This is a genomic window from Frankia sp. CcCS3, from assembly GCF_977927575.1.
On sequence record NZ_CDWRCL010000013.1, the window covers coordinates 16,308 to 38,296 of the forward strand.

At 69.2% G+C, this 21,989-nt stretch carries 20 protein-coding genes and 4 tRNA genes; 7 read left to right on the forward strand and 17 right to left on the reverse strand.

The genetic code is table 11. The features are described 5' to 3' along the window. Positions 1–1,186: 1,186 nt before the first annotated feature. Positions 1,187–1,258, reverse strand: a tRNA-Val gene (locus AC08OQ_RS02535). 445 nt (positions 1,259–1,703) lie between these two features. Between AC08OQ_RS02535 and AC08OQ_RS02540 the strand changes: the two genes are divergently transcribed. Continuing rightward, positions 1,704–2,135 carry an SsgA family sporulation/cell division regulator gene (locus AC08OQ_RS02540; protein ID WP_462188101.1) on the forward strand — a complete coding sequence of 144 codons (432 nt, stop codon included), beginning with the start codon at positions 1,704–1,706 and terminating at the stop codon, positions 2,133–2,135. A 137-nt stretch (positions 2,136–2,272) separates the two neighbouring features. Here AC08OQ_RS02540 and AC08OQ_RS02545 read toward each other — a convergent pair whose 3' ends face one another. After that, on the reverse strand, positions 2,273–3,454 hold the full coding sequence (locus tag AC08OQ_RS02545) for a chorismate-binding protein (protein ID WP_462203077.1): 1,182 nt from the start codon (positions 3,452–3,454) through the stop codon (positions 2,273–2,275). Positions 3,455–3,675: 221 nt separating this feature from the next. On the opposite strand from AC08OQ_RS02545, the gene AC08OQ_RS02550 reads away from it, so the two are divergent. The 3 genes from AC08OQ_RS02550 (at position 3,676) to AC08OQ_RS02560 (ending at position 3,948) form a co-directional block, all read left to right on the forward strand. Next, positions 3,676–3,748: transfer RNA gene (locus tag AC08OQ_RS02550), tRNA-Gly, on the forward strand. Positions 3,749–3,791: 43 nt separating this feature from the next. After that, positions 3,792–3,863: transfer RNA gene (locus AC08OQ_RS02555), tRNA-Cys, on the forward strand. Positions 3,864–3,876: 13 nt separating this feature from the next. Beyond that, positions 3,877–3,948, forward strand: a tRNA-Val gene (locus AC08OQ_RS02560). Positions 3,949–4,092: 144 nt separating this feature from the next. On the opposite strand, the gene AC08OQ_RS02565 is transcribed toward AC08OQ_RS02560, so the two are convergent. Next, a complete protein-coding gene (locus AC08OQ_RS02565) occupies positions 4,093–4,956 on the reverse strand; it encodes an N-acetylmuramoyl-L-alanine amidase (RefSeq protein ID WP_476601689.1) in 864 nt (287 codons plus the stop codon). A 99-nt stretch (positions 4,957–5,055) separates the two neighbouring features. Continuing rightward, complete coding sequence (locus tag AC08OQ_RS02570; RefSeq protein ID WP_462203076.1) at positions 5,056–5,865, reverse strand: DUF3097 domain-containing protein; 810 nt, start codon at positions 5,863–5,865, stop codon at positions 5,056–5,058. Between the two features lie 194 nt (positions 5,866–6,059). Here AC08OQ_RS02570 and AC08OQ_RS02575 point away from each other — a divergent pair, with 194 nt between their 5' ends. Continuing rightward, a complete protein-coding gene (locus tag AC08OQ_RS02575) occupies positions 6,060–6,647 on the forward strand; it encodes an isochorismatase family protein (protein WP_476601688.1) in 588 nt (195 codons plus the stop codon). Between the two features lie 129 nt (positions 6,648–6,776). Here AC08OQ_RS02575 and AC08OQ_RS02580 read toward each other — a convergent pair whose 3' ends face one another. From AC08OQ_RS02580 to AC08OQ_RS02595, 4 genes are all read right to left on the reverse strand, one after another. Next, entirely contained in the window at positions 6,777–7,070 is a 294-nt protein-coding gene (locus tag AC08OQ_RS02580; RefSeq protein WP_011435797.1) for a DUF4193 domain-containing protein, read from the reverse strand. 289 nt (positions 7,071–7,359) lie between these two features. Further along, entirely contained in the window at positions 7,360–7,893 is a 534-nt protein-coding gene (locus AC08OQ_RS02585; protein ID WP_476604402.1) for a DUF3145 domain-containing protein, read from the reverse strand. A gap of 328 nt (positions 7,894–8,221) precedes the next feature. After that, on the reverse strand, positions 8,222–9,166 hold the full coding sequence (locus AC08OQ_RS02590; RefSeq protein ID WP_476600463.1) for an SPFH domain-containing protein: 945 nt from the start codon (positions 9,164–9,166) through the stop codon (positions 8,222–8,224). Between the two features lie 127 nt (positions 9,167–9,293). After that, the gene (locus tag AC08OQ_RS02595; RefSeq protein ID WP_462187528.1) at positions 9,294–9,728 is read right to left on the reverse strand and encodes an NfeD family protein; all 435 of its coding nucleotides are present in this window, start codon (positions 9,726–9,728) and stop codon (positions 9,294–9,296) included. A gap of 125 nt (positions 9,729–9,853) precedes the next feature. Between AC08OQ_RS02595 and glgX the strand changes: the two genes are divergently transcribed. Continuing rightward, positions 9,854–12,115 (forward strand): glycogen debranching protein GlgX, encoded by a 2,262-nt coding sequence (gene glgX, locus AC08OQ_RS02600; RefSeq protein WP_476600465.1) that lies wholly within the window; start codon positions 9,854–9,856, stop codon positions 12,113–12,115. Next, positions 12,105–14,600 (forward strand): malto-oligosyltrehalose synthase, encoded by a 2,496-nt coding sequence (gene treY / locus AC08OQ_RS02605; RefSeq protein WP_476600466.1) that lies wholly within the window; start codon positions 12,105–12,107, stop codon positions 14,598–14,600. Before glgX ends, treY begins: the two co-directional genes overlap by 11 nt. Positions 14,601–14,834: 234 nt before the next feature. Here treY and cas2 read toward each other — a convergent pair whose 3' ends face one another. The 9 genes from cas2 to AC08OQ_RS02650 all read right to left on the reverse strand — a co-directional run. Further along, complete coding sequence (gene cas2 / locus AC08OQ_RS02610; RefSeq protein WP_462187530.1) at positions 14,835–15,098, reverse strand: CRISPR-associated endonuclease Cas2; 264 nt, start codon at positions 15,096–15,098, stop codon at positions 14,835–14,837. Positions 15,099–15,201: 103 nt separating this feature from the next. Next, on the reverse strand, positions 15,202–16,083 hold the full coding sequence (gene cas1, locus AC08OQ_RS02615; RefSeq protein WP_476600468.1) for a CRISPR-associated endonuclease Cas1: 882 nt from the start codon (positions 16,081–16,083) through the stop codon (positions 15,202–15,204). Between the two features lie 4 nt (positions 16,084–16,087). Next, the gene (locus tag AC08OQ_RS02620) at positions 16,088–16,582 is read right to left on the reverse strand and encodes a CRISPR-associated protein Cas4 (RefSeq protein WP_476600470.1); all 495 of its coding nucleotides are present in this window, start codon (positions 16,580–16,582) and stop codon (positions 16,088–16,090) included. Then, positions 16,582–17,043: a hypothetical protein gene (locus AC08OQ_RS02625; RefSeq protein WP_476600471.1), complete on the reverse strand. Its 462-nt coding sequence runs from the start codon at positions 17,041–17,043 to the stop codon at positions 16,582–16,584. Before AC08OQ_RS02625 ends, AC08OQ_RS02620 begins: the two co-directional genes overlap by 1 nt. A 66-nt stretch (positions 17,044–17,109) precedes the next feature. Continuing rightward, entirely contained in the window at positions 17,110–17,538 is a 429-nt protein-coding gene (locus AC08OQ_RS02630; protein WP_476600473.1) for a hypothetical protein, read from the reverse strand. Further along, entirely contained in the window at positions 17,466–19,289 is a 1,824-nt protein-coding gene (locus AC08OQ_RS02635) for a CRISPR-associated endonuclease Cas3'' (RefSeq protein ID WP_476600475.1), read from the reverse strand. The genes AC08OQ_RS02630 and AC08OQ_RS02635 overlap by 73 nt, the downstream gene beginning before the upstream one ends. Before the next feature lie 14 nt (positions 19,290–19,303). Beyond that, positions 19,304–20,026: a CRISPR-associated protein Cas5 gene (cas5, locus tag AC08OQ_RS02640; protein WP_476600476.1), complete on the reverse strand. Its 723-nt coding sequence runs from the start codon at positions 20,024–20,026 to the stop codon at positions 19,304–19,306. Continuing rightward, positions 20,023–21,069 (reverse strand): type I-B CRISPR-associated protein Cas7/Cst2/DevR, encoded by a 1,047-nt coding sequence (gene cas7i / locus AC08OQ_RS02645; RefSeq protein ID WP_476600478.1) that lies wholly within the window; start codon positions 21,067–21,069, stop codon positions 20,023–20,025. Before cas7i ends, cas5 begins: the two co-directional genes overlap by 4 nt. Further along, a partial coding sequence (locus tag AC08OQ_RS02650; protein ID WP_462204060.1) for a hypothetical protein occupies positions 21,066–21,989 on the reverse strand: 924 nt, incomplete at its 5' end. The genes AC08OQ_RS02650 and cas7i, both read right to left, overlap by 4 nt.

Consider the following 21,989-nt stretch of genomic DNA (forward strand, 5'->3'; position numbering starts at 1 on the left):
TCCCCCAAGTGACGTAATCGGTTTCGAACCACGGCGCCCTGGATCTGACGCGAGGATGATGCACACGAAGGGTCCGCGACCGGGAGGAGCCCTCCCGGCGCAACCCCGCGAGAAGCCATCGCGACAACCTTGCGACAACCCGAGCCCGTTACGCCCTGCCCGGCCATCTTAGCGGACGTTAAGGGGACGTAATGAAGTAACAAATACGTGATCGAGAGCATCATCGCAGGTCACAGGCCTGTGGAGGGTTCGAAACGCGCAAGTTATTTCATTTCGACTCCTAAGCCGATCTGTACAGCGTCGGCGGCACCTTCATGGGGAAAACGCCAATCGGACCTGGCGTGGACCCCACTCGCAAACCAGTGACCTGCGGAAAGGGGCGGGACGCACAACGATGCCGATCCACCATGGACCAACCGGTATACCAACGGCCACCGGAATCGTTCCACGGCGACGCACGGCGTCGACCATCTCCAGCACGCGGAGCTCCACGGGCACCACGAATCAACAGCATGCGCCCGAAAGGTGGACAGGCCCGCTCCCAAGGACCGCGATGCATCGCGGCGGCGGCTCGCGCGATGCGCCCGGGGGCCCGGCGACGCGGGCTCGGACGTCACTTTCCGTAAAGAACGAGGCTCGGAGCCGACCCCGGGTCGAGGTATCGACGTGCTCGTCGCCCACACTGTCTGCCGGGCTGTCTCCCGGGCTGGAGCACCGGCCGGGACCCCCTCCGGGATCCGCCTCCATCGGTGGTGTCCCCACCAAAGTGGGGGTAGATGTTGATTCGTCGCCAGCCCACGACGTCGCGGCCCAGACACCCAGAAACCGGCCAATCGGGGAGATTTCGCACCGCTCCCCGGGACAGGCGCCCCACCGGCAGTGGACAGCTCCGACCACCCTTCGAGGCGCAGCACGCCGCGGAGGTCGGGGGCAGCCCCGGGCAGGTCTCGGGCGGGACCGGGACGGCCTCCTACCGGGGGAAACGCGCCGAGTCCCACCGGCGGGAGAGGACACCGCCAAGCCGCACCACCCGTTTGGGGTAGCCCCTCCCAGGCACCGACGGACCCGCCCTGACCAGGAAAAACGCCGCATCGCGGGGGGCACGAAGATCATCCACGGGGCAGATGTCCCGCGGGAGCACAGCAAGCTCCCGACCCGGGAGCGGAGCATGGCAAGCCCAATCGCGTGGGCGTACGTGGTTTCGAACCACGGACCTCTGCCGTGTGAAGGCAGCGCTCTACCACTGAGCTATACGCCCTTGCCGGTGGGACCACCGTACACGCCGAGGATACGGGCCGGCGAAGGGGGCCGACGGCGGGGGGTCGACGGACGGATGGGGCGATGTCCGCCGTCCTGCCCGGTGGCCGGACTGGGTCAGGTTCGCCGCGACTGGCCGTGGTTGAGAAGGGTCCCGACGGGGAAGACTTGAGGGGGAACGGCCTTGGCGGGATGGCCTGACGCTCGAGGGACGTTCGGACACTACGGACGGTAATCATCTATAGGATTCAAGTAGAAGATCCGTCCGACAGCCGGCCGAACCATGATCACTCGAGGCAGGTTCACCCTTCCGGGCCAGGCAACTCGCCCGAACTACCGTAACGGATGTTGTCTTGGCATAATCTTGTTTCCAACGGGACTCGGAGAGGGAACTATCCCGTTACACGGGTGCTCGCCCGCACCATCGCACCATGAGAGGCCGCCCGATGACTATTCGTCACGATTCAATCACCGCAGAACTCGCCCTCCGCCTTGTCGTCCCCGGGGCAGCGCCCGTGCCGGTCGCCGCCACCGTCCGGTACGAGCCTGCCGATCCGTACGCGATCAGCATCGGCTTCCGCACCGGTGCGGACGAGGTCGTGGAGTGGACGTTCGCGCGCCAGCTCCTCAGCGACGGTGTGCGCCGACCCGCCGGGGATGGCGACGTGCAGGTGTGGCCTGCCGCCCAGTCCGGGGGACGGATCGTCTGCCTGTCCCTGTCCAGCCCGTCCGGGCATGCACTGTTCGAGATGCCGCGGTCCGAGGTGCTGGCCTTCCTGCGGCGGACGTATTCAGCCGTCCCCCTCGGCGGAGAGAGCGACATCATCGATCTTGATGCCGAACTCGCCCTCCTCATCTGGGGTGGCCCCGAGCGATGATCTCACCGGGGTCGGGACCGCTGCCCGATCCCGGCAAGCCGGTGTGGGCATTTTGCGACCGGGGGAGACCCTTCCCCACCTGCATCCGAGGCAGCTTCCACCCAGCCACACACAGAGCACCCGCCCGCCTGGCCAGGCTAGCGCCGCCAGGCGGGTTCTTTTGTCCTCGGCCCACCGCCGGTGCCCGGCCTATCGTCCGATCGGCTCGCCAGCCCCACCAGCCGGTCGGCCTTCAGCTCGGTCTCACGCCACTCCGAGTCCGGATCGCTCCCCCACGTGATACCAGCGCCGGTACCGAACCAGATCCGGTCGTCCTCGATCCAGAACGTACGAATGCCAACAGACAGCCAACCCACGTTCCGGTCGGCATCCACCCAGCCGATCCCTCCGCAGTAGTAGCCCCGAGAGGCCGGTTCCAGTTCTCGGATGATCCGCAGCGCGCTCGACTTCGGGGCGCCGGAGACGGAACCGGGCGGGCAGGCCGCCGCCAGGAGGTCCTGCCAGCCCACCCCCGGCCGCAGCCGGGCCCGGACGGTCGAGACGAGGTGCACGAGACCGGGGTGCTCCTCCACTGCGCAGAGCGAAGGCACCGTCACACTTCCCGGGCGGGCGACCCGCCCAAGATCGTTGCGAACAAGATCGACAATCATGATGTTCTCGGCGACGTCCTTCTCCCGCAGATCCGCCGCCGTCCGACCGGTTCCCTTGATGGGCCTGGAACTCACGACGTCGCCCTGGCGGGAGAGGAACAGCTCCGGAGAGGCGCCGACGATGCGCACCCCGGCCTCCGGCACATCCAGGACGACCGCGTACGGCGCGGGATTGCCGGCGGCTACGACAGCCGCCAGGGCACCGAGATCGACACCGGCAGCACAGGCACCGGGACCCCCCGCGCGTTCCGCCGCGGGCGCAGGCAGGGGTGCCGACAGCAATCGGCAGAGATTGACCTGGTAGACCTCCCCCGCCGCAATGCGCTCACGGATCGCCACAACCCCGTCGAGGTAGGCCGCCCGGTTCATGGTTGTCGTCCATGCGGCTCGCGGCGGTCCGAGCCAGGGGCCACGCCGCAGCGCCGCGGCACCACCGGGAGGCGCCGGCCGCACGTCGGCGAACCGGATGCAACGGACGGCCCTCTCGAAGTCGACGACGACCGCCCAGAAGCCATCTCGATCCAGCACCGCGGCGTCATCACTGATCTCCACGACCTCAGTCGCGAACCGGCCGCCGGCGAGCAGGAACGAGGAGACATCCCACGGGGGTGCCGGTTCCACACACCCGAGGGGGCTCGCCTCCCGAGCCGCCACGTTCGTCTCGCTCATTCCGATCACGCTACCGCCGCCCGAGGTGACCCGCCGCCCAGGGCATGGACCAGCCCCTCGACGGCCGGCCGGCCGCATGGACGTGCCGTGGGCGAAAACCGACGTTCATCCGGAGAACCTTGACCCAACGCAACATCTCAGCGACGCCCGCCGGACGGTTCGACGTCTGGCCCGATCGTCCGCTAGAGTGCTACCTGCACCGCCGAGAAGGGCGGAGCAGCGCGGACGTGGCTCAGTTGGTAGAGCATCACCTTGCCAAGGTGAGGGTCGCGGGTTCGAATCCCGTCGTCCGCTCGGGAGCAGAGAGTCTTGAGGTTCGTCCCCAGCGGCCTCCCACGGCGGAGTGGCCGAGTGGTTTAGGCAAGGGCCTGCAAAGCCCTGTACGCGGGTTCGATTCCCGCCTCCGCCTCTGATCCTTTCGCGGGCGATTAGCTCAGTGGGAGAGCGCTACCTTGACACGGTAGAGGTCACTGGTTCAATCCCAGTATCGCCCACCGCGAGACACATTCTCGCCCTCCTATGAGGGCCATCCGTCACGGGTGGCCCTCTGCGTGTGCGACGGCCGGTGGGCGCTGGGCGCCCGGAAATCCGACAAGGGGCCCCGGCCGCCGTCACGCCCATCACCGGACGAAGCCGGGTCAGCCCGGGCCGGGCGAGGACGCCTCGTCCCCCAGCAGGAACAACGTGATCCCGTCCGCGAGGCCCGCCGCCGCCCGGGCCCGCCAGGCCGGGTCGGCAAGCTCGGCCGCATCGGTGCGGTTGCGCATGTTGCCGCACTCCAGGAAGATCTTCGGCACCCGCGAGAGGTTGAGCCCACCGAGATCGGAGCGGATCGTCATACCATCCTCGCCCAGGTAGTCCACCAATGGCTGCCCGGTGGCCCGGCCGAAGGCGGATCGCACCATCGCCGCGAGACGCGCCGACGGGGCGAGGATCGGTGCGTTGGCCCGGTCCGGGCTGAGCGCGGGCGCGATGACATGAAAGCCGCGTCCGTCCGCCGGTCCCCCGTCGGCATGTATCGACACCACCGCGCCGGCCGAGACCCGGTTGCCGATGCGGGCCCGCTCGTCGATGCACGGGCCCACCCCGGAGTCGTTGTCGCGCGTCAGGATCACACTCGCGCCCCGGGAGCGCAGAATGGCCGCCGCCCGCCCCGCGACGTCGAAGGTGAAGGCGTGCTCCGGGTAACCGCTGTCGGTCTCGGCGCCGACGGTGTCGCATTCCTTGTCGAAACCGCCGGCTGGGACCCGCCGGTTGATCGACGCCGCGGCGGCGCCGTTTCCTCCGTTGTGCCCGGGGTCGAGGACGACCTTCCGGCCGGACAGGGCGGTTGGTGAGGTCCCGTCCACGCCGGGCCGGGCCGGGCCGGGTGCGCCCGGCCCCGCGGGCCCGCCCCCCACGAGATGCAGAGCCACCCCGGCGACCAGGGCCACGACGACCAGGGTCACGCCGGCCGCACCGACGATCCGAAGCAGGATCGATGGTCTGATCCGTGCCGGCATTCGGTGTCTCCCGCCTACGGAGGGGGCCCGTCCCCGCCGAAGTGACCGTACGCGGTCGGCTGCGCGGCGCGCGTACGGGGGGCCGCCCGGGCCCGGCCGTCAGCCGGCGACGAAGTCGATCAGTCGTTCCACCGCGCCGAGCAGGCCCACCTCAAGGTCGGTGTAGCTGTCCACCGAGGCCAGGACCCGGCGCCACATCTGCGCCGGGTCCTCCACACCGAGGGCCTGACAGACCCCTTCCTTCCAGGGCTGGCCGCGGGGAATCTCGGGCCAGCGGGGAATGCCGACCGACGCCGGCTTCACCGCCTGCCAGATGTCGATGTAGGGATGACCGGTCACCAGGACGTGGTCACCGGCAACGGAGGCGGCGATCCGGCTCTCCTTCGACCCCGGGACGAGATGGTCCACCAACACGCCGAGCCGGCGGCCGGGCCCCGGGCGGAACCCCGCGACCACCGACGGCAGGTCGTCGACCCCGTCCAAGCTCTCCACCACCACCCCCTCGATGCGCAGGTCGTCGCCCCAGACCCGCTCGACCAAGGCGGCGTCGTGCAGACCCTCCACGTAGATACGGCTCGCCCGCGCGACCCTGGCCCGGCGGCGGGGCACCGCGACGGACCCGGACGCGGTGCGCGCCGCGGGGGCCGGGGTCCCGCGGCGGGGACGCACGAGGGTCACCCGCGCGCCCTCGATCAGGAAGGCGCCGGGTTCCAGGGGGAAGACCCTCCGGATGCCGTGACGGTCCTCCAGCGTCACCCCACCGTTCTCGCTGCCCACCACGGCCCCGCAGAACCCGGTGGCCACGTCCTCGACCACGAGGTCACGCTCGAGCTCGACCTCCGGCGGACGCGCCTGGCGCGGACGGGCGGGGGGAGCCAGGACGTCCGGCCCGTAGTCTCGGCTACGCATCCTGCGAACCTAAGCCGACGCACCATCATGATCAGGGATATCGACGCGGGCGTGTCGAGATGCGACAGTGTGGTCATACCGAACGGACGGGTACACCGGGACAGAACAGACTGGTACACCGGGACAGACTGGTACACCGGGAGAGGTGGGTACACCGCGACGCGAGGGCGGAGCGCGACGGAGGGGACACGACGATGAGTCAGCGTTACGGGCCGGGGACCGCTCTGCTGATCGTGGACGTGCAGAACGACTTCGCCGATCCGGCCGGCAGCCTCTACGTGGCCGGTGGTGAGCAGATCATCGCCGGGATCAATGCGGAGATCGCCGCGGCGGTGACCGCCGGCTCCCCGGTCTTCTACAGCCAGGACTGGCACCCGCACGAGACCCCGCACTTCGTCACCGGCGGCGGGATCTGGCCGCCGCACTGCGTCGGGGATACCCCCGGCGCCCAGTTCCATCCCGACCTGATCGTCAAGGGTGAGGTGATCCGCAAGGGGGTCGACGGCAGCGACGGCTACTCGGCCTTCTCGGTGCGTGACCCGGCATCGGGGAGGCGAGCCACAACGGTGCTCGGTGAACGGCTGGCGCAGTTGGGCGTGTCGACGGTGGTGGTCGTCGGGCTGGCCGGCGACCACTGCGTCCAGGAGAGCGCGCTGGACGCTCGGCTGCGGGGCCTGAAGGTGCTGCTGCCACTCGACCTCACCAGGTTCGTCAACCTGCGTCCGGGCGACGAGGAGCGAGCCGTGGCGCGCATGCGGGACGCCGGCGTTCTGGTCGGGTGAGGAGCCGGGCCGGGCCAGACGAGCCCGAACCGCCGGTAGCGGTCGAGCCCGAACTGATCGTGGAGCTGTCATCGGCAGCTGTCATCGGCGGTGGAGACTGATCGAGAGCCGATCAGACCACGCGGTCGGTCAGGCCGCGCAGTCCCGGCAGATCATCCGTCGCTCGTCCACGAGCTGGCTGCGGTGATGCACCAGGTAGCACTGCGTGCAGGTGAACTCGTCGGCCTGACGCGGCAGCACACGGACGTTCAGTTCCTCGCCAGACAAGTCGGCGCCGGGCAGGCCGAGCTCGGTTTCGAACGGGTCAACGTCGTCACCGAGATCAGCCGCCGCGTCCGCCCGCCGAGCTTTGAGGGCCTCGAGGCTCTGCTCCGAGGCGTCCTCGATGTCAGCTGTACGAGGGGTGTCGTAATCGGTGGCCACTGAAGTAACTCCCAGAGAAGTTGTGCGTAGTCGTGCGCAACCCACAACGCACGACCGCCGGGGTATGTGCCCGTCAGACCCGCGCTACCCCGATGTGGGCTTCACCACACCCTCGGCCCCCAGACGCCCCGGAGAATCCCCCGATCTTGACCGACGACGCTGCCGCCCTGATCTTCCGCAGTCCAGGAGCCTCGTCCACCCCGCCGGCCCGCCCGGCCGACGTCCAGCAGCTCTCCCGCGGCAGCCGGTCGGCACTGCCGGTACCCGGTCACCTGGCTGCCCCACCCGGCTACCCGGCCCGGCGCAGCCAGGTGATCGGGGCGCCGTGGGCGCCCCGGCGCAGTGGTTCGAGCACGTCGTCCCAGGCGGTTCCGAGCAGCCGGTGCAGGCCCCGGGAGAGCGCCTCCCGGGCCTCCCCCCGTTCCAGCAGAGCCCGCAGCGCCGCCTCCCCCACGACGACGTCCCCGTTCGCGGCGATCGCGGCGCGGTGCAGCCCCAGATCGGGGGTGTAGGAGTACCGCTCGGCGTCACACCCCGGTGAGGGTCCCTCGACGGTCTCGAACGTGACGTGCCCGAGCCGGCGCAGCGCGCCAGCCACCCGCCCCGCGGTACCAGGCGACGCCCGCCACTCCAGCCCGGCGAAGAGGAATCCGGGCATACCGGGCTGCGCCGTCCAGGTCAACGACAGTGGCGACGACAGAACGCCGGACACGGCGAACTCCAGGTGCGGGCACAGCGCCGGCGGACAGGCGAGAACCGCCAGCTTGCCCGGCACGGCGAAGGACGACGAGCCGGATGACAGCTCACGAGCTGTCGGGGACATTGCGACCACGCGGGACCTCCGTCGACGAGGAACGCCTTCCCCTGCGCCCGTCGACCCGCCCCCGTTTGGCTGGGTGAATCGTCCCATGGTCCGGCTCAGCGGACTAGCCCTACCTCCTCCTGAAGTATCACTAAATGGCGGGAAGTTTTGTCCGCACCAACCATTGGTGACGGGCTCGGAATGGGCCGATCGGGCAGGTCACCCGAGGAGGCGGGTCGCCCAAGGAGACAGGTCACCCGAAAAGATCAGGCGACGACAGCCGGCGGCCGACGGGCCGACGGGCCGACGGGCGCAGGACCGATGAGCCGCTGGGCCGGGAGACCCGGGGTTACGAACCGGTCGACGGAGGTCCCGCGGACGGGCCCTCGGCGGGCGCGGGACGGGCCCCGACAGTCTTGTCCGCCTGGTCCGCACCGCCGAACAGGCCACCGAGGCCACCGAGGGCGGTGGTCAGCTCGCTGGGCACGATCCACAACTTGCTCGCCTGCCCCTGGGCGATCCGCGGCAACGTCTGCAGGTACTGGTAGGCTAGCAGTTTCTGGTCCGCGTTACCCTCGTGGATCGCTCGGAAGACGGTGTCGATCGCCTGGGCCTCGCCCTGGGCGGTGAGGATCTGCGCCTCCCGCTCCCCCTCGGCCCGCAGGATCGCGGCCTGCTTCTCCCCCTCGGCCCGCAGGATCTCGCTCTGCTTGACGCCTTCCGCGGTCAGGATCGCGGCCCGGCGGTCCCGCTCGGCCCGCATCTGCTTCTCCATCGAGTCCTGGATGGACTTCGGCGGATCGATGGCCTTGAGCTCCACCCGGTTAACCCGGATTCCCCACCTGCCGGTGGCCTCGTCGAGCACGCCGCGCAGCTGCCCGTTGATCTGGTCCCGCGAGGTGAGGGTCGCCTCCAGGTTCATCCCACCGATCACGTTGCGCAGCGTGGTGACGGTCAGCTGCTCGATCGCCCGGATCACGTCCGCGATCTCGTAGGTCGCCGCCCGTGGGTCAGTGACCTGGAAGTAGATCACCGTGTCGATCCCGACCACCAGGTTGTCCTCGGTGATCACCGGCTGCGGCGGGAAGCTGACCACCTGCTCCCGGAGGTCGATGCGGTCACGGACCCGGTCGACAACTGGGACCAGGATCGCGAGGCCCGGCGTCAGCGTGCGGTGATACCGGCCCAGCCGTTCGATGACCATCGCGCGCGCCTGCGGCACGATGCGCACCGCCCGGACCAGAAAAATCAGTAGGACCGCCGCGATCACCGCGGCGGCGATCACTCCTGCCATGGCGTACCCCTCACTTTCAGCCCCCTCGATGCCGGCCGTCCCGATGCCGGCCGGTTAAAGGCCGACCGTCCCGATGTCGGCGCTGTCACATCCACTGGCATCGCCGGGGGCGCCGGGGCCCCGGTCGTCAGAGCTCGAAACTGTGGACGATGGCAGTGGCACCATCGATGCGCAGCACCCGCGCCTCGCTGCCGGCCTCGAGCACGGTGGTGGTGGGGTAGGACCGGGCCGACCAGATCTCTCCCTTGACCTTCACGCGACCCCCGTCGCCGTCGACCCGCTCCACCACCATCGCGCGCTCTCCGACGAGCGCGTCGGTACCCGTGAGCAGGGGCGGCGTACGTTGCAGCTGACGCTTCGCCACCGGGCGCAGTCCCAGCCCGAATCCACCCGCCGCGACCACGAAGGCGACGATCTGCCAGACCAGATCGACGCCGAGCAGCGCGACACCGGCCCCAATGAGCGCGGCCAGCGCGAACATCGCCAGCGTCAGGTCCAGCGTCAGCAGTTCGCCGACGACCAAGGCGCCGGCGATGACGATCCAGATCGTCCCGTCGGACATGACTCCATGATAGACTGCCTAGTTCAGTGGGCGATCAAAGGATCTTCAAAGATCGCAGGCGCCGCAAACCAGGAATGAAGTGACCTCGGCCCGCGAATACCGTTCGGCCCGTAGGCTTCGGTCGTATGTCACAGGTATGGCCCGGCAGCCCCTATCCCCTGGGCGCTACGTACGATGGATCGGGCACGAATTTCGCGATCTTCTCCGAGGTCGCCGACCGGGTCCAGCTGTGCCTGTTCGACGACGCGGGCAACGAGGAGCGGATCGACCTGCGGGAACGGGACGCCTTCGTCTGGCACGCCTACCTTCCCACCGTGGGACCGGGCCATCGCTACGGCTATCGGGTCCACGGGTCCTACGACCCCGCCCGAGGGCTGCGCTGCAACCCCACCAAGCTCCTCCTCGACCCGTACGCGAAGGCGGTCGACGGGGAGGTCGCCTGGGACCAGGCGGTGTTCCCCTACACCTTCGGCGACCCCGACAGCGTCAACGACGCCGACTCCGGCCCCCACATGATGAAGTCGGTGGTAATCAGCCCGTTCTTCGACTGGAACGGGGACCGCCCGCCACGCCGGCCCTACAACGAGTCGGTGATCTACGAGGCGCATGTCCAGGGGCTGACCAAGAACCATCCCGGCCTGCCGGAGGAGTACCGCGGGACCTACGCGGGAGTCGCCCACCCGGTGATGATCGACCATTATCGCAAGCTCGGCGTGACCGCGATCGAGCTGCTGCCGGTGCACCAGTTCGTCCATGACGAGCATCTGGTCAGCCGCGGGCTGCGCAGCTACTGGGGCTACAACTCCATCGCGTTCCTGGCGCCGCACAGCGGCTACTCCGCCTCCGGCGGCCACCGCCGCCAGGTGCAGGAGTTCAAGGGAATGGTCAAGAACCTGCACGAGGCCGGGATCGAGGTGATCCTCGACGTCGTCTACAACCACACCGCTGAGGGCAACCACATGGGTCCGATGCTGTGCTTCCGCGGCATCGACAACAGCGCCTACTACCGGCTCGTGGACAACCGACCCCAGTACTACATGGACTACACGGGCACCGGCAACAGCCTGCGGGTACGACACCCGCACGTGCTACAACTGATCATGGACTCGCTGCGTTACTGGGTTACCGACATGCACGTCGACGGGTTCCGGTTCGATCTCGCGGCGACCCTGGCCCGGGAGTTCTACGACGTCGACCGGCTGTCATCGTTCTTCGACCTCGTCCAGCAGGATCCGGTGGTCTCCCAGGTCAAGCTGATCGCGGAACCGTGGGACCTCGGCGAGGGCGGTTACCAGGTGGGGAACTTCCCCCCGCTGTGGACCGAGTGGAATGGTAAGTACCGCGACACCGTCCGCGACTTCTGGCGCGGGCAGGACCACGGGATCGCCGAGTTCGCCTCCCGGCTGACCGGATCGAGCGACCTGTACGAGAACAGCGGGCGCCGGCCGTGGGCGTCGATCAACTTCATCACCGCGCACGACGGGTTCACCCTGCACGACCTGGTTTCCTACAACGAAAAACACAACGAGGCCAACAGCGAGGACAACCGGGACGGTTCCGACGACAACCGGTCGTGGAACTGCGGAGTCGAAGGGCCCACCGACGACCCGACCGTCCTGTCCCTGCGCGCCGCGCAGACCCGTAACCTGCTGACGACGCTGTTGCTGTCCCAGGGGGTGCCGATGCTGGTCGCCGGAGACGAGATGGGGCGCACCCAACAGGGCAACAACAACGCGTACTGCCAGGACAACCCGATCTCCTGGCTGGATTGGTCGGACGCCGAGCGCAACGCCGACCTGATCGAGTTCACCGGCCTGCTGTCAAGACTGCGCCATGATCATCCGATCTTCCGCCGCCGCCGGTTCTTCCAGGGCAAGTCGCTGCGCGGGCAGGGCGACACGATGCACGGCGCGGCCGAGGCGGCCACCGGCGGACAGGCGGGCGGCCAGGACGCGGACGGCAGCGGCGGGCGCTCCGGCGACGACCCCGCCGTCAAGGACATCGCCTGGCTTCGCCCGGACGGCACGGAGATGTCCGACAGCGACTGGGAGTCCGGGACGGCGCGATCACTCGGCGTCTACCTCAACGGTGAGGGGATACCGGACCCCGACGCGCTGGGCCAGGCCATCATCGACGACTCGTTCCTGCTGTTCTTCAACGCCCACCACGAACCGGTCGGGTTCCAGACGCCGGCGACCAGTTTCGGCAGTTCGTGGGAGATCGTCGTCGACACCCGCCCGTCGACGGCCGAGGTCGACGCCCGGCTCAGCGACACCGCGCTGCTCCACTCGGCCCTCGATCCCGCGAGCATGGGAAGGGCCGTGAAGGCCGGCGATCCCATCGAACTCGACGCCCGCTCGACCGTCGTGCTGCGCCGTGTCAGCTGACCCGGCGCATCCCGGCGGGGGGTACGGCGCCGACCGGGTGGTACCGACCGCCACCTACCGGCTCCAGCTCAACCTGGACTTCTCCCTCACCGACGCGGCGGTCGTCGTCCCCTACCTGGCCACGCTCGGCGTCTCCCACCTGTACCTCTCGCCCGTGCTGGAGGCCGCGCCCGGCTCGGCCCACGGCTACGACGTCGTCGAGCACGGGCAGATCAATCCCGAGCTGGGGGGGACCGGCGGGCTGCGCCGGCTCGTCGCCGCGTGCCGCAAGGCGGGACTCGGCCTGATCGTCGACGTCGTCCCCAACCACATGGCGATCGCCCCGGAAACGACGAACGCGGCCTGGTGGTCGGTGCTGCGCGAGGGACCCGAATCCCCCTACGCCAGCTGGTTCGACATCGACTGGGCCTCCCCCGACAACCCCGGCCGGGTGCTGGTGCCGATCCTGGGCGCCGGGCTCGCCGACTGCCTGGCGGCCGGGGAGATCTCCGTCGAACAGGACGAGGACGGCGAGTGGGTCGTCGTCTACTACGACCACGTGCTGCCCGTCGCCGCGGGCACCGCCGACCCCGACGACGTCGCCGCGACCCTCGACGCGCAGTTCTACCGGCTGTGCTGGTGGCGGGTCGCCGCGACCGAGCTGAACTACCGGCGGTTCTTCGATATCACGACCCTGGCGGCGCTGCGCCAGGAGGACCCGGACGTGTTCGCCGCCACGCACCGGCTTCTCATCGAACAGATCCGCGCGGGGACCTTCGACGGGCTGCGCATCGACCATCCGGATGGGCTCGCGGACCCGGAGGACTACCTGCGCCGGCTGTCGGAGGCCACCGGCGGGGTGTGGACCGTCGTCGAGAAGATCCTGGAGGATGACGAGGCGCTGCCGGACACCTGGGCCTGCGACGGCACCACCGGCTACGAGGGGATCGGCCGGCTGACCCGGCTGTTTCTCGACCCGATGGCGGGTCATCCCCTCGCGGTGCTCTACGGCGAGATCACCCGCGCGGACCCCGACTACGAGGCCGAGGCGCGGGCCGCCAAGCTCGACGTCCTCGCGGGCGTGCTCCAGCCCGAGGTGGACCGGCTGACGAGCCTCGCGCTCGGGGAGGCCCGGGAGGCCCGGGCCGACCTCACCCGAACCGGTCTGCACGAGGCGATGTGCGAGGTCCTCGCCGCCTTCGACGTCTACCGGACCTACCTCCGCCCGGACGGCACGCCGAGCCTGGAGGCCCGCGGGCATGTGGTCCGCGCCTGCGAGCAGGCCCGGTCCCACCTGCCGGGCCGGGCGACCGAGGTCGACCTCATCGAGGACCTGGCGCTGGGCGGACCGGCCGAGTTCGTCGTCCGGTTCCAGCAGACCTGCGGGCCGGTGATGGCCAAGGGTATCGAGGACACCGCCTTCTACCGGTATGCCCGGCTGCTGGCGCTGAACGAGGTCGGCGGCAACCCCGGCCGCTTCCCGGCGTTCACGACCGGGCACCCGCGCAGCGCCGTCACCGAGTTCCACGAGGCGAACCTGTCGGTCCAGCGAAACTGGCCACTGACGATGACCACCCTGTCGACGCACAACACCAAGCGGTCGGAGGATGTGCGGGCCCGGCTCGCGGTGCTGTCCGAGGATCCCCGCGGCTGGGCCGAGGTGGCCGGCCGGCTCGTGCGGCTCGGGGAACGCCACCGCGACACCGAGCAGGGCTGGCCCGACCGGGTCACCGTCTACTTCCTGCTGCAGACCCTGGTCGGCGCCTGGCCGCTGCCCGCCGACCGGGCCACGCAGTACATGCTCAAGGCCGTCCGGGAGGCGAAGACCCACACGAGCTGGACCGACCAGGACCCCGGCTACGAGGCGGCCCTGACGAACTACATCGAGTCGGTGCTGGAGGACGACGAGTTCGTCGGCATCCTGGAGCGGTATGTCGCCACGCTGGTGGAGCTGGGCCGGCAGAACTCGCTGGCCCAGAAGCTGCTCCAGCTGACCATGCCCGGGATAGCGGACGTCTACCAGGGCCAGGAGCTGTGGGATCTCTCCCTCGTCGATCCGGACAACCGGCGGGCGGTCAACTACGGTGATCGCACCAAGCTGCTCGCCGAGATCGGTGTGGAGTCGACCGCCGAGACCGGTGCGCCGCGTCGCCCGCCGACCCTCGACGACTCCGGCGCGGCGAAGCTGCTCGTCGTCGCCCGGGCGCTACGGACCCGCCGCGACCATCCCGAATGGTTCGGGGCGGACGCGATCTACCGGCCGCTGTGGGCCTCCGGCTCGGCCGCGGAGAACGTCGTCGCCTTCAGCCGGTCCGAGTCCGTCGTCACCGTGGTGCCCCGCCTCGTCCTCGGCCTGCGCCGCGGCGGCGGCTGGCGGGACACCACCATCCCCCTACCCGAGGGACGCTGGACGGACGTGCTCACCGGCCGCAAACACGACGGCGGCACCGCCTACGTGCTCCGGCTGCTACGCGACTTCCCGGTAAGCCTGCTCGTCCACGCGTAGCACGCGACGGCCGGCCCCTGCCAACATCTGGTGGCCCGAGGCCCGCAACAATCAACCTGTTGCAATCCCTCGTAGGGATCATGAGGACCGCCCGGGTATAAACACGCAGGTCCAGCGGCGTGTCGCCGGGGTACGGCGGGGGTCGTTCTGCAGCGAACCTCCGGTCTGACATCATCAAAACGAGATCATGACACAAATGGTGACAGTTGATCAATCTGACAGGCATGAGCGGAGTCACAGGATGTCGCTGGGTGCCGCCCATCCCGCTCCGATGCTCTCGCGGACGGCATCCGCGCCCGGCGGCAAGGTGTAGACCAGGACGTGATCATAGGAGTGATCAATAACCCCCTCGATCCGTCGGCGGAAGCGCAGGAGTTGCGCTGGGCTGAGGTTGCCCTCGAAGACGCTGCGCTGGACGTGATGCAGGTACTGCCGGCAGATCGTAAGCAGCTTGCTGTTGCGTTCCGCGGCCGTGTCGTAGACCACGATCACGAACACCGCGTCACCACCAGATCCGGAACGGCTGGTAGGGCTGCCCCTCCAGGCAGGTCCGCGTCAGCTTGAGTGCCTCGAGGTACATCAGTTCGTCATAGGCGACCGGTCAACCAAGGGTGCGGTGCGCCACTGTCGTCCCCAGCTCGTCACGCACCGTCTGCACGACGAAACGACGGCCTGCCTCGGACAGGCTGGCGTTGCCCACCTCCGCCTCGAAATGGTCCGGAGTGAGTTGCTCCCGTGCAGCCAACCGAAGCAGCAGCCGCTCCGCGAACAACGGCTTGAAGACCTCGGCCAGGTCCAGGGCGAGGGAGTGCCGATGGCGCTCCATCGAGCTGTGAAGAAAGGCGATGCCGCTGTGCAGCGGGGTGAGCCTGATGGCGGTCAGTGCCCGGGCGTAGATGATCCCGTTCACGTAGCTGATGAAGGCATTCCCCGCGTTCGCGGGCGGGCGGCGGCTGCGCCCGTCGAGGCGTAGCCAGTCAGGCAGTTTTGTGTCGATGATCGACCAGGCGGTTCGACGGAAGTTCCCCTCCGCCGCCATGAGCTGCGCAGTCGTCCCTGCAAGATCGACCCCGGCCTCCAGGCTGTCCAGCGGGCGGCGTAACGCGGACCTGTCGACGACCCGCCGCACGTTGAACGCCGTCGCTCGGACGAGGTCCGCGGCTATGGTCATCGCCACCTCGGGAGTGGAGGCCGCCCTGGCCTGGGCGAGAACCGTCTGACCGGAGACGTGCGCCTCGGCCGGTAGGACGGATCCGGCATAGTCACCGTAGTAGCTGAGCAGGTGCACGCCGATGTCGTGCTGGTTCAGCAGGGTGAGTACGGCAGTGTTGATGTCCACCGGAGCACACGCGACGATGTCCCGCACATCGGTGACGGGAACGTGCACTCTCGTCCCGTCCTCGCGCTCGATCGCGAGGGTGGATTCCTTCCGCCGGATCCGGCAGGGAGACGTGAGCCAGTAGGTTCTGGCGGCTTCGGGCACAGGATCAGTCCGTCCAGCAGTAGTCGAAGAAGCTGCATCCCGTACAGCAAGAAAGATCAAGACGGTCGGGTGCAACGGGTTGCGCGACGACAGCGAGCACGTCGTCGATGTCGGCCAGCGCCGCTGCCCGCCGGCTCTCATCGAACGGCAGCCGCACCGTGCGCCGGGTCGGCCGGTAGTGCAACACGGCGCCACGCGCCTCGACACCCACCGCGACGAGCCGGTGGCAGTAATGGACAGCCTGCGCCTCGTCGGCCGCGGTGGGACGCCGCGACGACTTGACCTCGTGGACCCATAGATCGCCGTCGAGATGGTCGAGCTTCGCCGCGCCGAGATCCACTGGCTGGAACCGTGCGTAGGCGGTGTCGTGGACCGCTTCCCCCAGCAGCACCCGGGCGCTGAGATGCTCCGGCCGCACGCCACGTGAGTACAGCCATAGCTGACGGCGGCAATGATGCAGGTACTTGATGTGGACGCCACCCACGTCCTCGGCCTCCATCAGATCAGCTCGCCGAGTTGGTAGGTGATCGTCGTCCGGCGCTGCGGCCGAATGGCGGTCAGCCCGAGCGTGTCGCTGTACTCGCCGTCGACGACCAGCACATCAAGGTCGCGATCCCATCGGCCGAGGCCCCGCGCATACGACGGCAGCGGGATAAGCAGATCCGCGGCGAGCAGCCGGCCACGCCCACGGGTCTGCCCGCCCTTCAGCCGGGCGGCGTATTCGTCCCGGTCCTGGAGAAGGACCCCTTCAACTCCGTCGAACAGCGTGTCAAACGTCTCCGCCAGCGAGGAGCGGTCCGAGAACGGGCTGTCCCAGGCGAGAAAAGTGGTGGCCCATTCCCTGCGATAACCCCGAACCTCCTCGGCCCACTCCTGCCCCCATTCCGAGTCGTAGATGCCGTCGAGCCAGGTGACCAGCGCCGCCTCGCTGATCTCCTCACCTCGATGGGCGTCGAGCACCGCCCAGGCCGCCTCCGTCGGCTGCTGCGGGTAGACGCCATCGGCATATAGATCGTTGCCCCCGCGCTAGCGTGACCGCATCTCGGGCCGGCATACGAAAACGTCGGCTGGGGGACGGGCACCAGTCCGGTTCACCCGGCCGAATCGTTGCGCCAGCGCATCCAAGGGAGCACCCGAGGTGAACAGGACCTCGAAGTCGACATCCAGGGAGACCTCCACGACCTGCGTGGCGACGACCAGCCCCGGCCGCTGGTCCGCCGGCTGGGCATCGGCGCGGAATCGACCGTACACCGCGTTTTCGATCGCCGCCCGGTCGACCCGCCGGAACCGGGAATGCAGCAGCCAGGCGGCGGGCGCGCCGTCCTCTTCCCCCGCCTCTTCCCCCGCCGGTTCCCCTGCCGGCGCCGCCTTCGCGGACGCCTTCACCGGCGCGTGCTCGGCCAGTTCCTCATACAGCGTCTGGGCGTCGGCGATGTTGTTCGCGACGACCAACACGGACTGGTTCGCGGCCAGCCGTTTCGGATGAGCGCGATCGTTCGCGGGTCGGTGAGGTGGCCTTCCACCGGGTGGAGGCGGTGCCGATGAGGAGCCGACCGGTAGTCGGCTTCGACGACCGTGAGCGTGCCGGGCGCGTCGGCCGACGCCGAACTTCCCGCCGAGCCTCCCGGATGACCGGCCTGCCGATAATTCGACGGGACGAGACTTTCCCGGACCAGCCTTACCAGCGCGTTCGGTGCGGTCGCGGACAGCACCGCGACGCGTCCGCCCAGCTCCGCCCAGAAACCGGCGGTCGCCAGAATGTATCCGAGCCGCTTCGGGTCGTAGGCGTGCAGCTCGTCGAGGATGAACACTGAGTTGGCGCTGTCGAGCAGGACGCTGGCGTGCACCGCGCCGGCGAGCACCCCGCGTAGCAGTTGGTACGGCGTTCCGACCCGGACCAGCTCCCGGAACAGCCGGGTGGCTTCGGCGCGGGCCAACGCCTTCCCGGCCGCGCGATCCCGGACCGCCACCTCGCTCGCGCCAGCTGCCGGCGTCTCGTCATCTCCGCAGAGCGATCGGGCCAGGTGGTAGGAGGCTGCCCGGGAGTGGCTGACCCCGACCGCTGCCGCGCCATCATGATCCCGCAGGTCCCGGTCCGCGAGGCGGTCCGTCATCGCATTGATCGACGCAAGGTAGGGCAGCGTGTAAAACAGCCGCGGCACCCCGCCGCCACGGGCCACGATGTCCTCGACCTGGGCCGCCGCCCAGAGCAGCCCGCCTTCGGTCTTGCCGCTGCCCGTCCAGGCCCGCAGCAGTAGATGCCCCCGCACCCGGCCGGCTGCCGCCTGATGCGCCCGGATCTTCTGGCCCTTCTCGGCCAGCCGGGCCGTCAGCCTGGCTGGGTAGCCGGCGTCGAACGGCTGGTGGGTGCGCAGCGAGCCATGCCCGCTGGAGAGATGGTCGGCCATGGTGACCGCACCCTGGAGAAGGACACCAGCGAGGCCCATCGGGCGGCGCACCGGCCCCTCGACCCAGGTATCGAGCAGCTCATGAAGGACGGTCTGCGCCTGCTCGACCAGGACCGTCGGATCGACGTCGGCCGACAAGCCGATGATATCGGATACGCCAGATAAATCGGACCAGCCGACCAGGTCCGACTCGCCAGGCTGGTCGGACAGGCCAGGCTGGTCGGACAGGCCAGGCGCGTCGGAGGTGAGCGATGCGGCGGTCAGCCCGGCCGCCTCGGCTCGTTGCCAGAACCAGGCAACCAGGTCGGCGGTGCGACCTTCGTCGTAGGGACCCAGTGCTCTGGCCAGATCGGCAACGGTCGAGTACCGCGGATACAGCTGGCTCAGTGACGGCCTCCCTTCGCCTCCCTCCAGCGGACGGTGGTGGGTGGCGACCCCCGCAGCCACCCAGCGGCGGTCCTCGGCATCCGCCACCAGCCAGTCGAGAAATCCGAGGGAGAGGACCTCGTGCCGGTGCCCCCAGCCGATCCCGGTCGCCATCATCCGCTGGAATCCGTCCGCGATCTTGCCCGCGTCATGCAGCAGTGCCGCCCAGGCCGCGATCATCCAGAACCGGCGCCGCAGCGGGTCTGGCAGGACGTCCAACGTCCCCAGCCGCCGTCGGATGGCGAGCAGGGCGTCGAGCGTGGCCGCCAGGTGCTCGGTCAGCGACTCACCGGCGGGCCGAAAATTGGTCGGCGGTTTGGCCAGCAGCTCGGCAAGCGACCGATCGCGCCCGTCCGATGGCCCTGAGGACACCGAGGACACCGCACTCACGGCTCCACCTGGGCGGGATGGGTGGGTGGGAGGAGGTGGACGGCTCGGCCTTCGGTGGTGACCCAGCCCGCCACCAGCGCCTTCTCGACGGACTGCGGACGCAACTGGCCGCCCGCCGCCACCGAGAGCCGATGGCGATAGGCGTCCCACCGGGTACGGGCGCGGTCCCGGCTGACAGCGGTCGGCAGCCGGAGCAGGGAACCGTGGGAGCTACCGTGGGAGCTGGGGTCATCGGGCACGAGCGCCCCACCGGCCACGCCTTCACCCTCACTCAGCCGTACTCGTCTGGTACGGGCAGTCGCGAGATCCTGGCTGCGACCGAGCCGCAACGGCCACACCGGCCGACGGAACCGCCGCTCCCATCGCTCGACCTCGTCGACGATCCAGACGGTCAGCTCGGCAAAGGCCAGGAACTGCCGTTCCCGGGGCACCGGCTGGCCGAAGGCGCCCCGCGACTCCAGGGGATGGTGGGTCTCCAGATCCACCCCGGTGGCCTGCGCCGAGAAGGCCATCGCGAACCGGAACTCCGGGTCGACCTCGTCCCATCCCCCGGCGACCGCCGCCAGCATGCCGCCGACGGTCGCCGGAGCTGGGCAGGGAAGCGTGACCGCGACAGCCGAGTACAGCGGGTCACGAAAGGAGACGATCGGCGCGCTGACAGTGACTTCCAGCGCGTCTCGTTCCCCGCCAAGAAGGTCGGGCGCGCCGGGGAGACTCATGACTTGGCTGACTTGGCGTCGTCGAACCAGTCGTCGTGTAGTCCGGTCTCGATCTCGTCCGCAAGGCGTCCGAAGAGCACCCGGGAGTGGTCCACCTGTACCAGCCCGGACTCGATCTCGGCGGCCAGCTCACCGCGCGCGATCTCGCGCTGATCACCGAGAAAGCCCGGCGCCCAACCGAGGTAGACAGGCCCGTCGAGCTCCTCACGCCAGGCGGCGATCTCCTCCCGCAGGACCGTGGTATCGATAGTGACCCGGCCGTCGCGGAGACCGAGGATCCGGGTAAACGGGTTGATCCCACCCTTCATCGCTGCGAGCAGGAGGAACGCCGGTGCCCGGTCCCCGTAGTGCAACGACTGCTTGGCTCCGCCGCGGACGGCGGTGAGGGTCCGCAGCAGCAGGGCGGCCCGCCGGCGCCGTTCGGGTAGAGGTAGCCGAAGGGCGGGCGACCCACGGAAGGTGAGGCTGTCGGCTCCGCTCGCCACGGCATCCTTCGCCGCCTCGGCAGTCAACGCGATCTTCAGGCCGGAACCACCGGTCTCGAAGGTGCCGATTCGCGGCAGATCGAGCAGGAGGTCGCCGCCGAGTTCGGCGCTGTAGAGCTCGTGGCCGTGCAGGACCGGGTTCTCCCCCGCCTGAAAGCCGCGGCTCATGGTGCCGAAGTCCTCGGTTGGCCTGCGCGGGGCGACGGAGAGCAGGGTCCCGGTGGCGAACACGGTGTCGCGCTGGCAGGTCTGGGCCGCCTCCTTACCCTTCTTGGCAACCATGTAGCCGAACAGGTCGTCGTCGAAATAGCGATCCGGGCGACCCTCGGTGTGAGCTTGCTGGTTCTTCCCGGCGCCGCTGCGGGTGACGCCGGATCGGGGTTCCTGCGCCGGGACGGAGTCCCGCAACCAGCGGCGGAACGCCTGCGCGGAGACGTAGGGGTAGACGTCCCGACCGACCCGGAGCTGCTTGACCCGGGAGACATTGTCATCCGCAAGGCCGTTGTTCGGCGCGCCGGCCTTGACATCGAGCGCGACCTTGCCAACCAGGAAACTCATCGCTCCAGTCCTTCCACGAACTCGTCGTCCTCGCGGGCGAGCTTGATCTCTTCTTCCGCCTCGGGTAGATCCGCCAGCGCCTCGGCCGCGTCTTTCGGGCTCCACCCCTGTGCGTGCAGCGCGTTCAGGACTGCGATGAGCAGCAGCCGCCGGTAGATCCAGCCCTGTCCGTCCGGGTCGAACAGCAGCCGGAACTGGGTAGTCGTGAGCAGCGGGCTCGCGGTTCCCGCGGCCGGCGGGCGCAGGGCACGGCGCACGGCCTTGGTCTCCAGCCATTTCTGGAGCGAGAGGACGTTGCGGCAGGCCACTCGGAAGCTCATGAGCGGGCTGGCACTGTCATCGTCCACGATCTCTCGGGCTATCTCGGCCGCGAGTTTCTCGACCTGGTCGATGTCGGCCTGGTTCACATCCATCACCTCACGCAGAAACGAGTAGGTCAGCGCGGCCAGCGCGATGTCGAACCGGTGCCCGGCCAACAGCCCCGGCCGGTCCGTCAGCCGGGTGGAGGCGGTGGTGAAGATCCGCCACGGTCGGTGGAAGGCGTCGCGGGCGAGCCGGCGGTTCCCGCGGACCGGCGGAAACTCATAGGCGGCGATGAGCGCGCGCCATCCAAGCCGCAGCTCCGGGTCTCGCAGCGTCGACCGGATCCACTCGGCGAGCGGCTCCTCGATGCCGTACGCCCCGAGGCTCGCGCCCCGGTTGTCATTACTGAAGACCATCAGTTCGATGCCCGCGATGATCTGCCGGTCGTAGCGGCGAATCGCCAGCAACGCGGTCCGCTCATGCTCATATCGGCCGGAATCGTGGGGTTTGCGAGACCCGGCGATCTCCATAGCGGTCCTGGCGACCTGTTTCTGGATGGTGTCGCGGAGGAAGGCGTCATCCCAGCTGTGCACCCCGGTGCTGGGACCGCCGGTGAG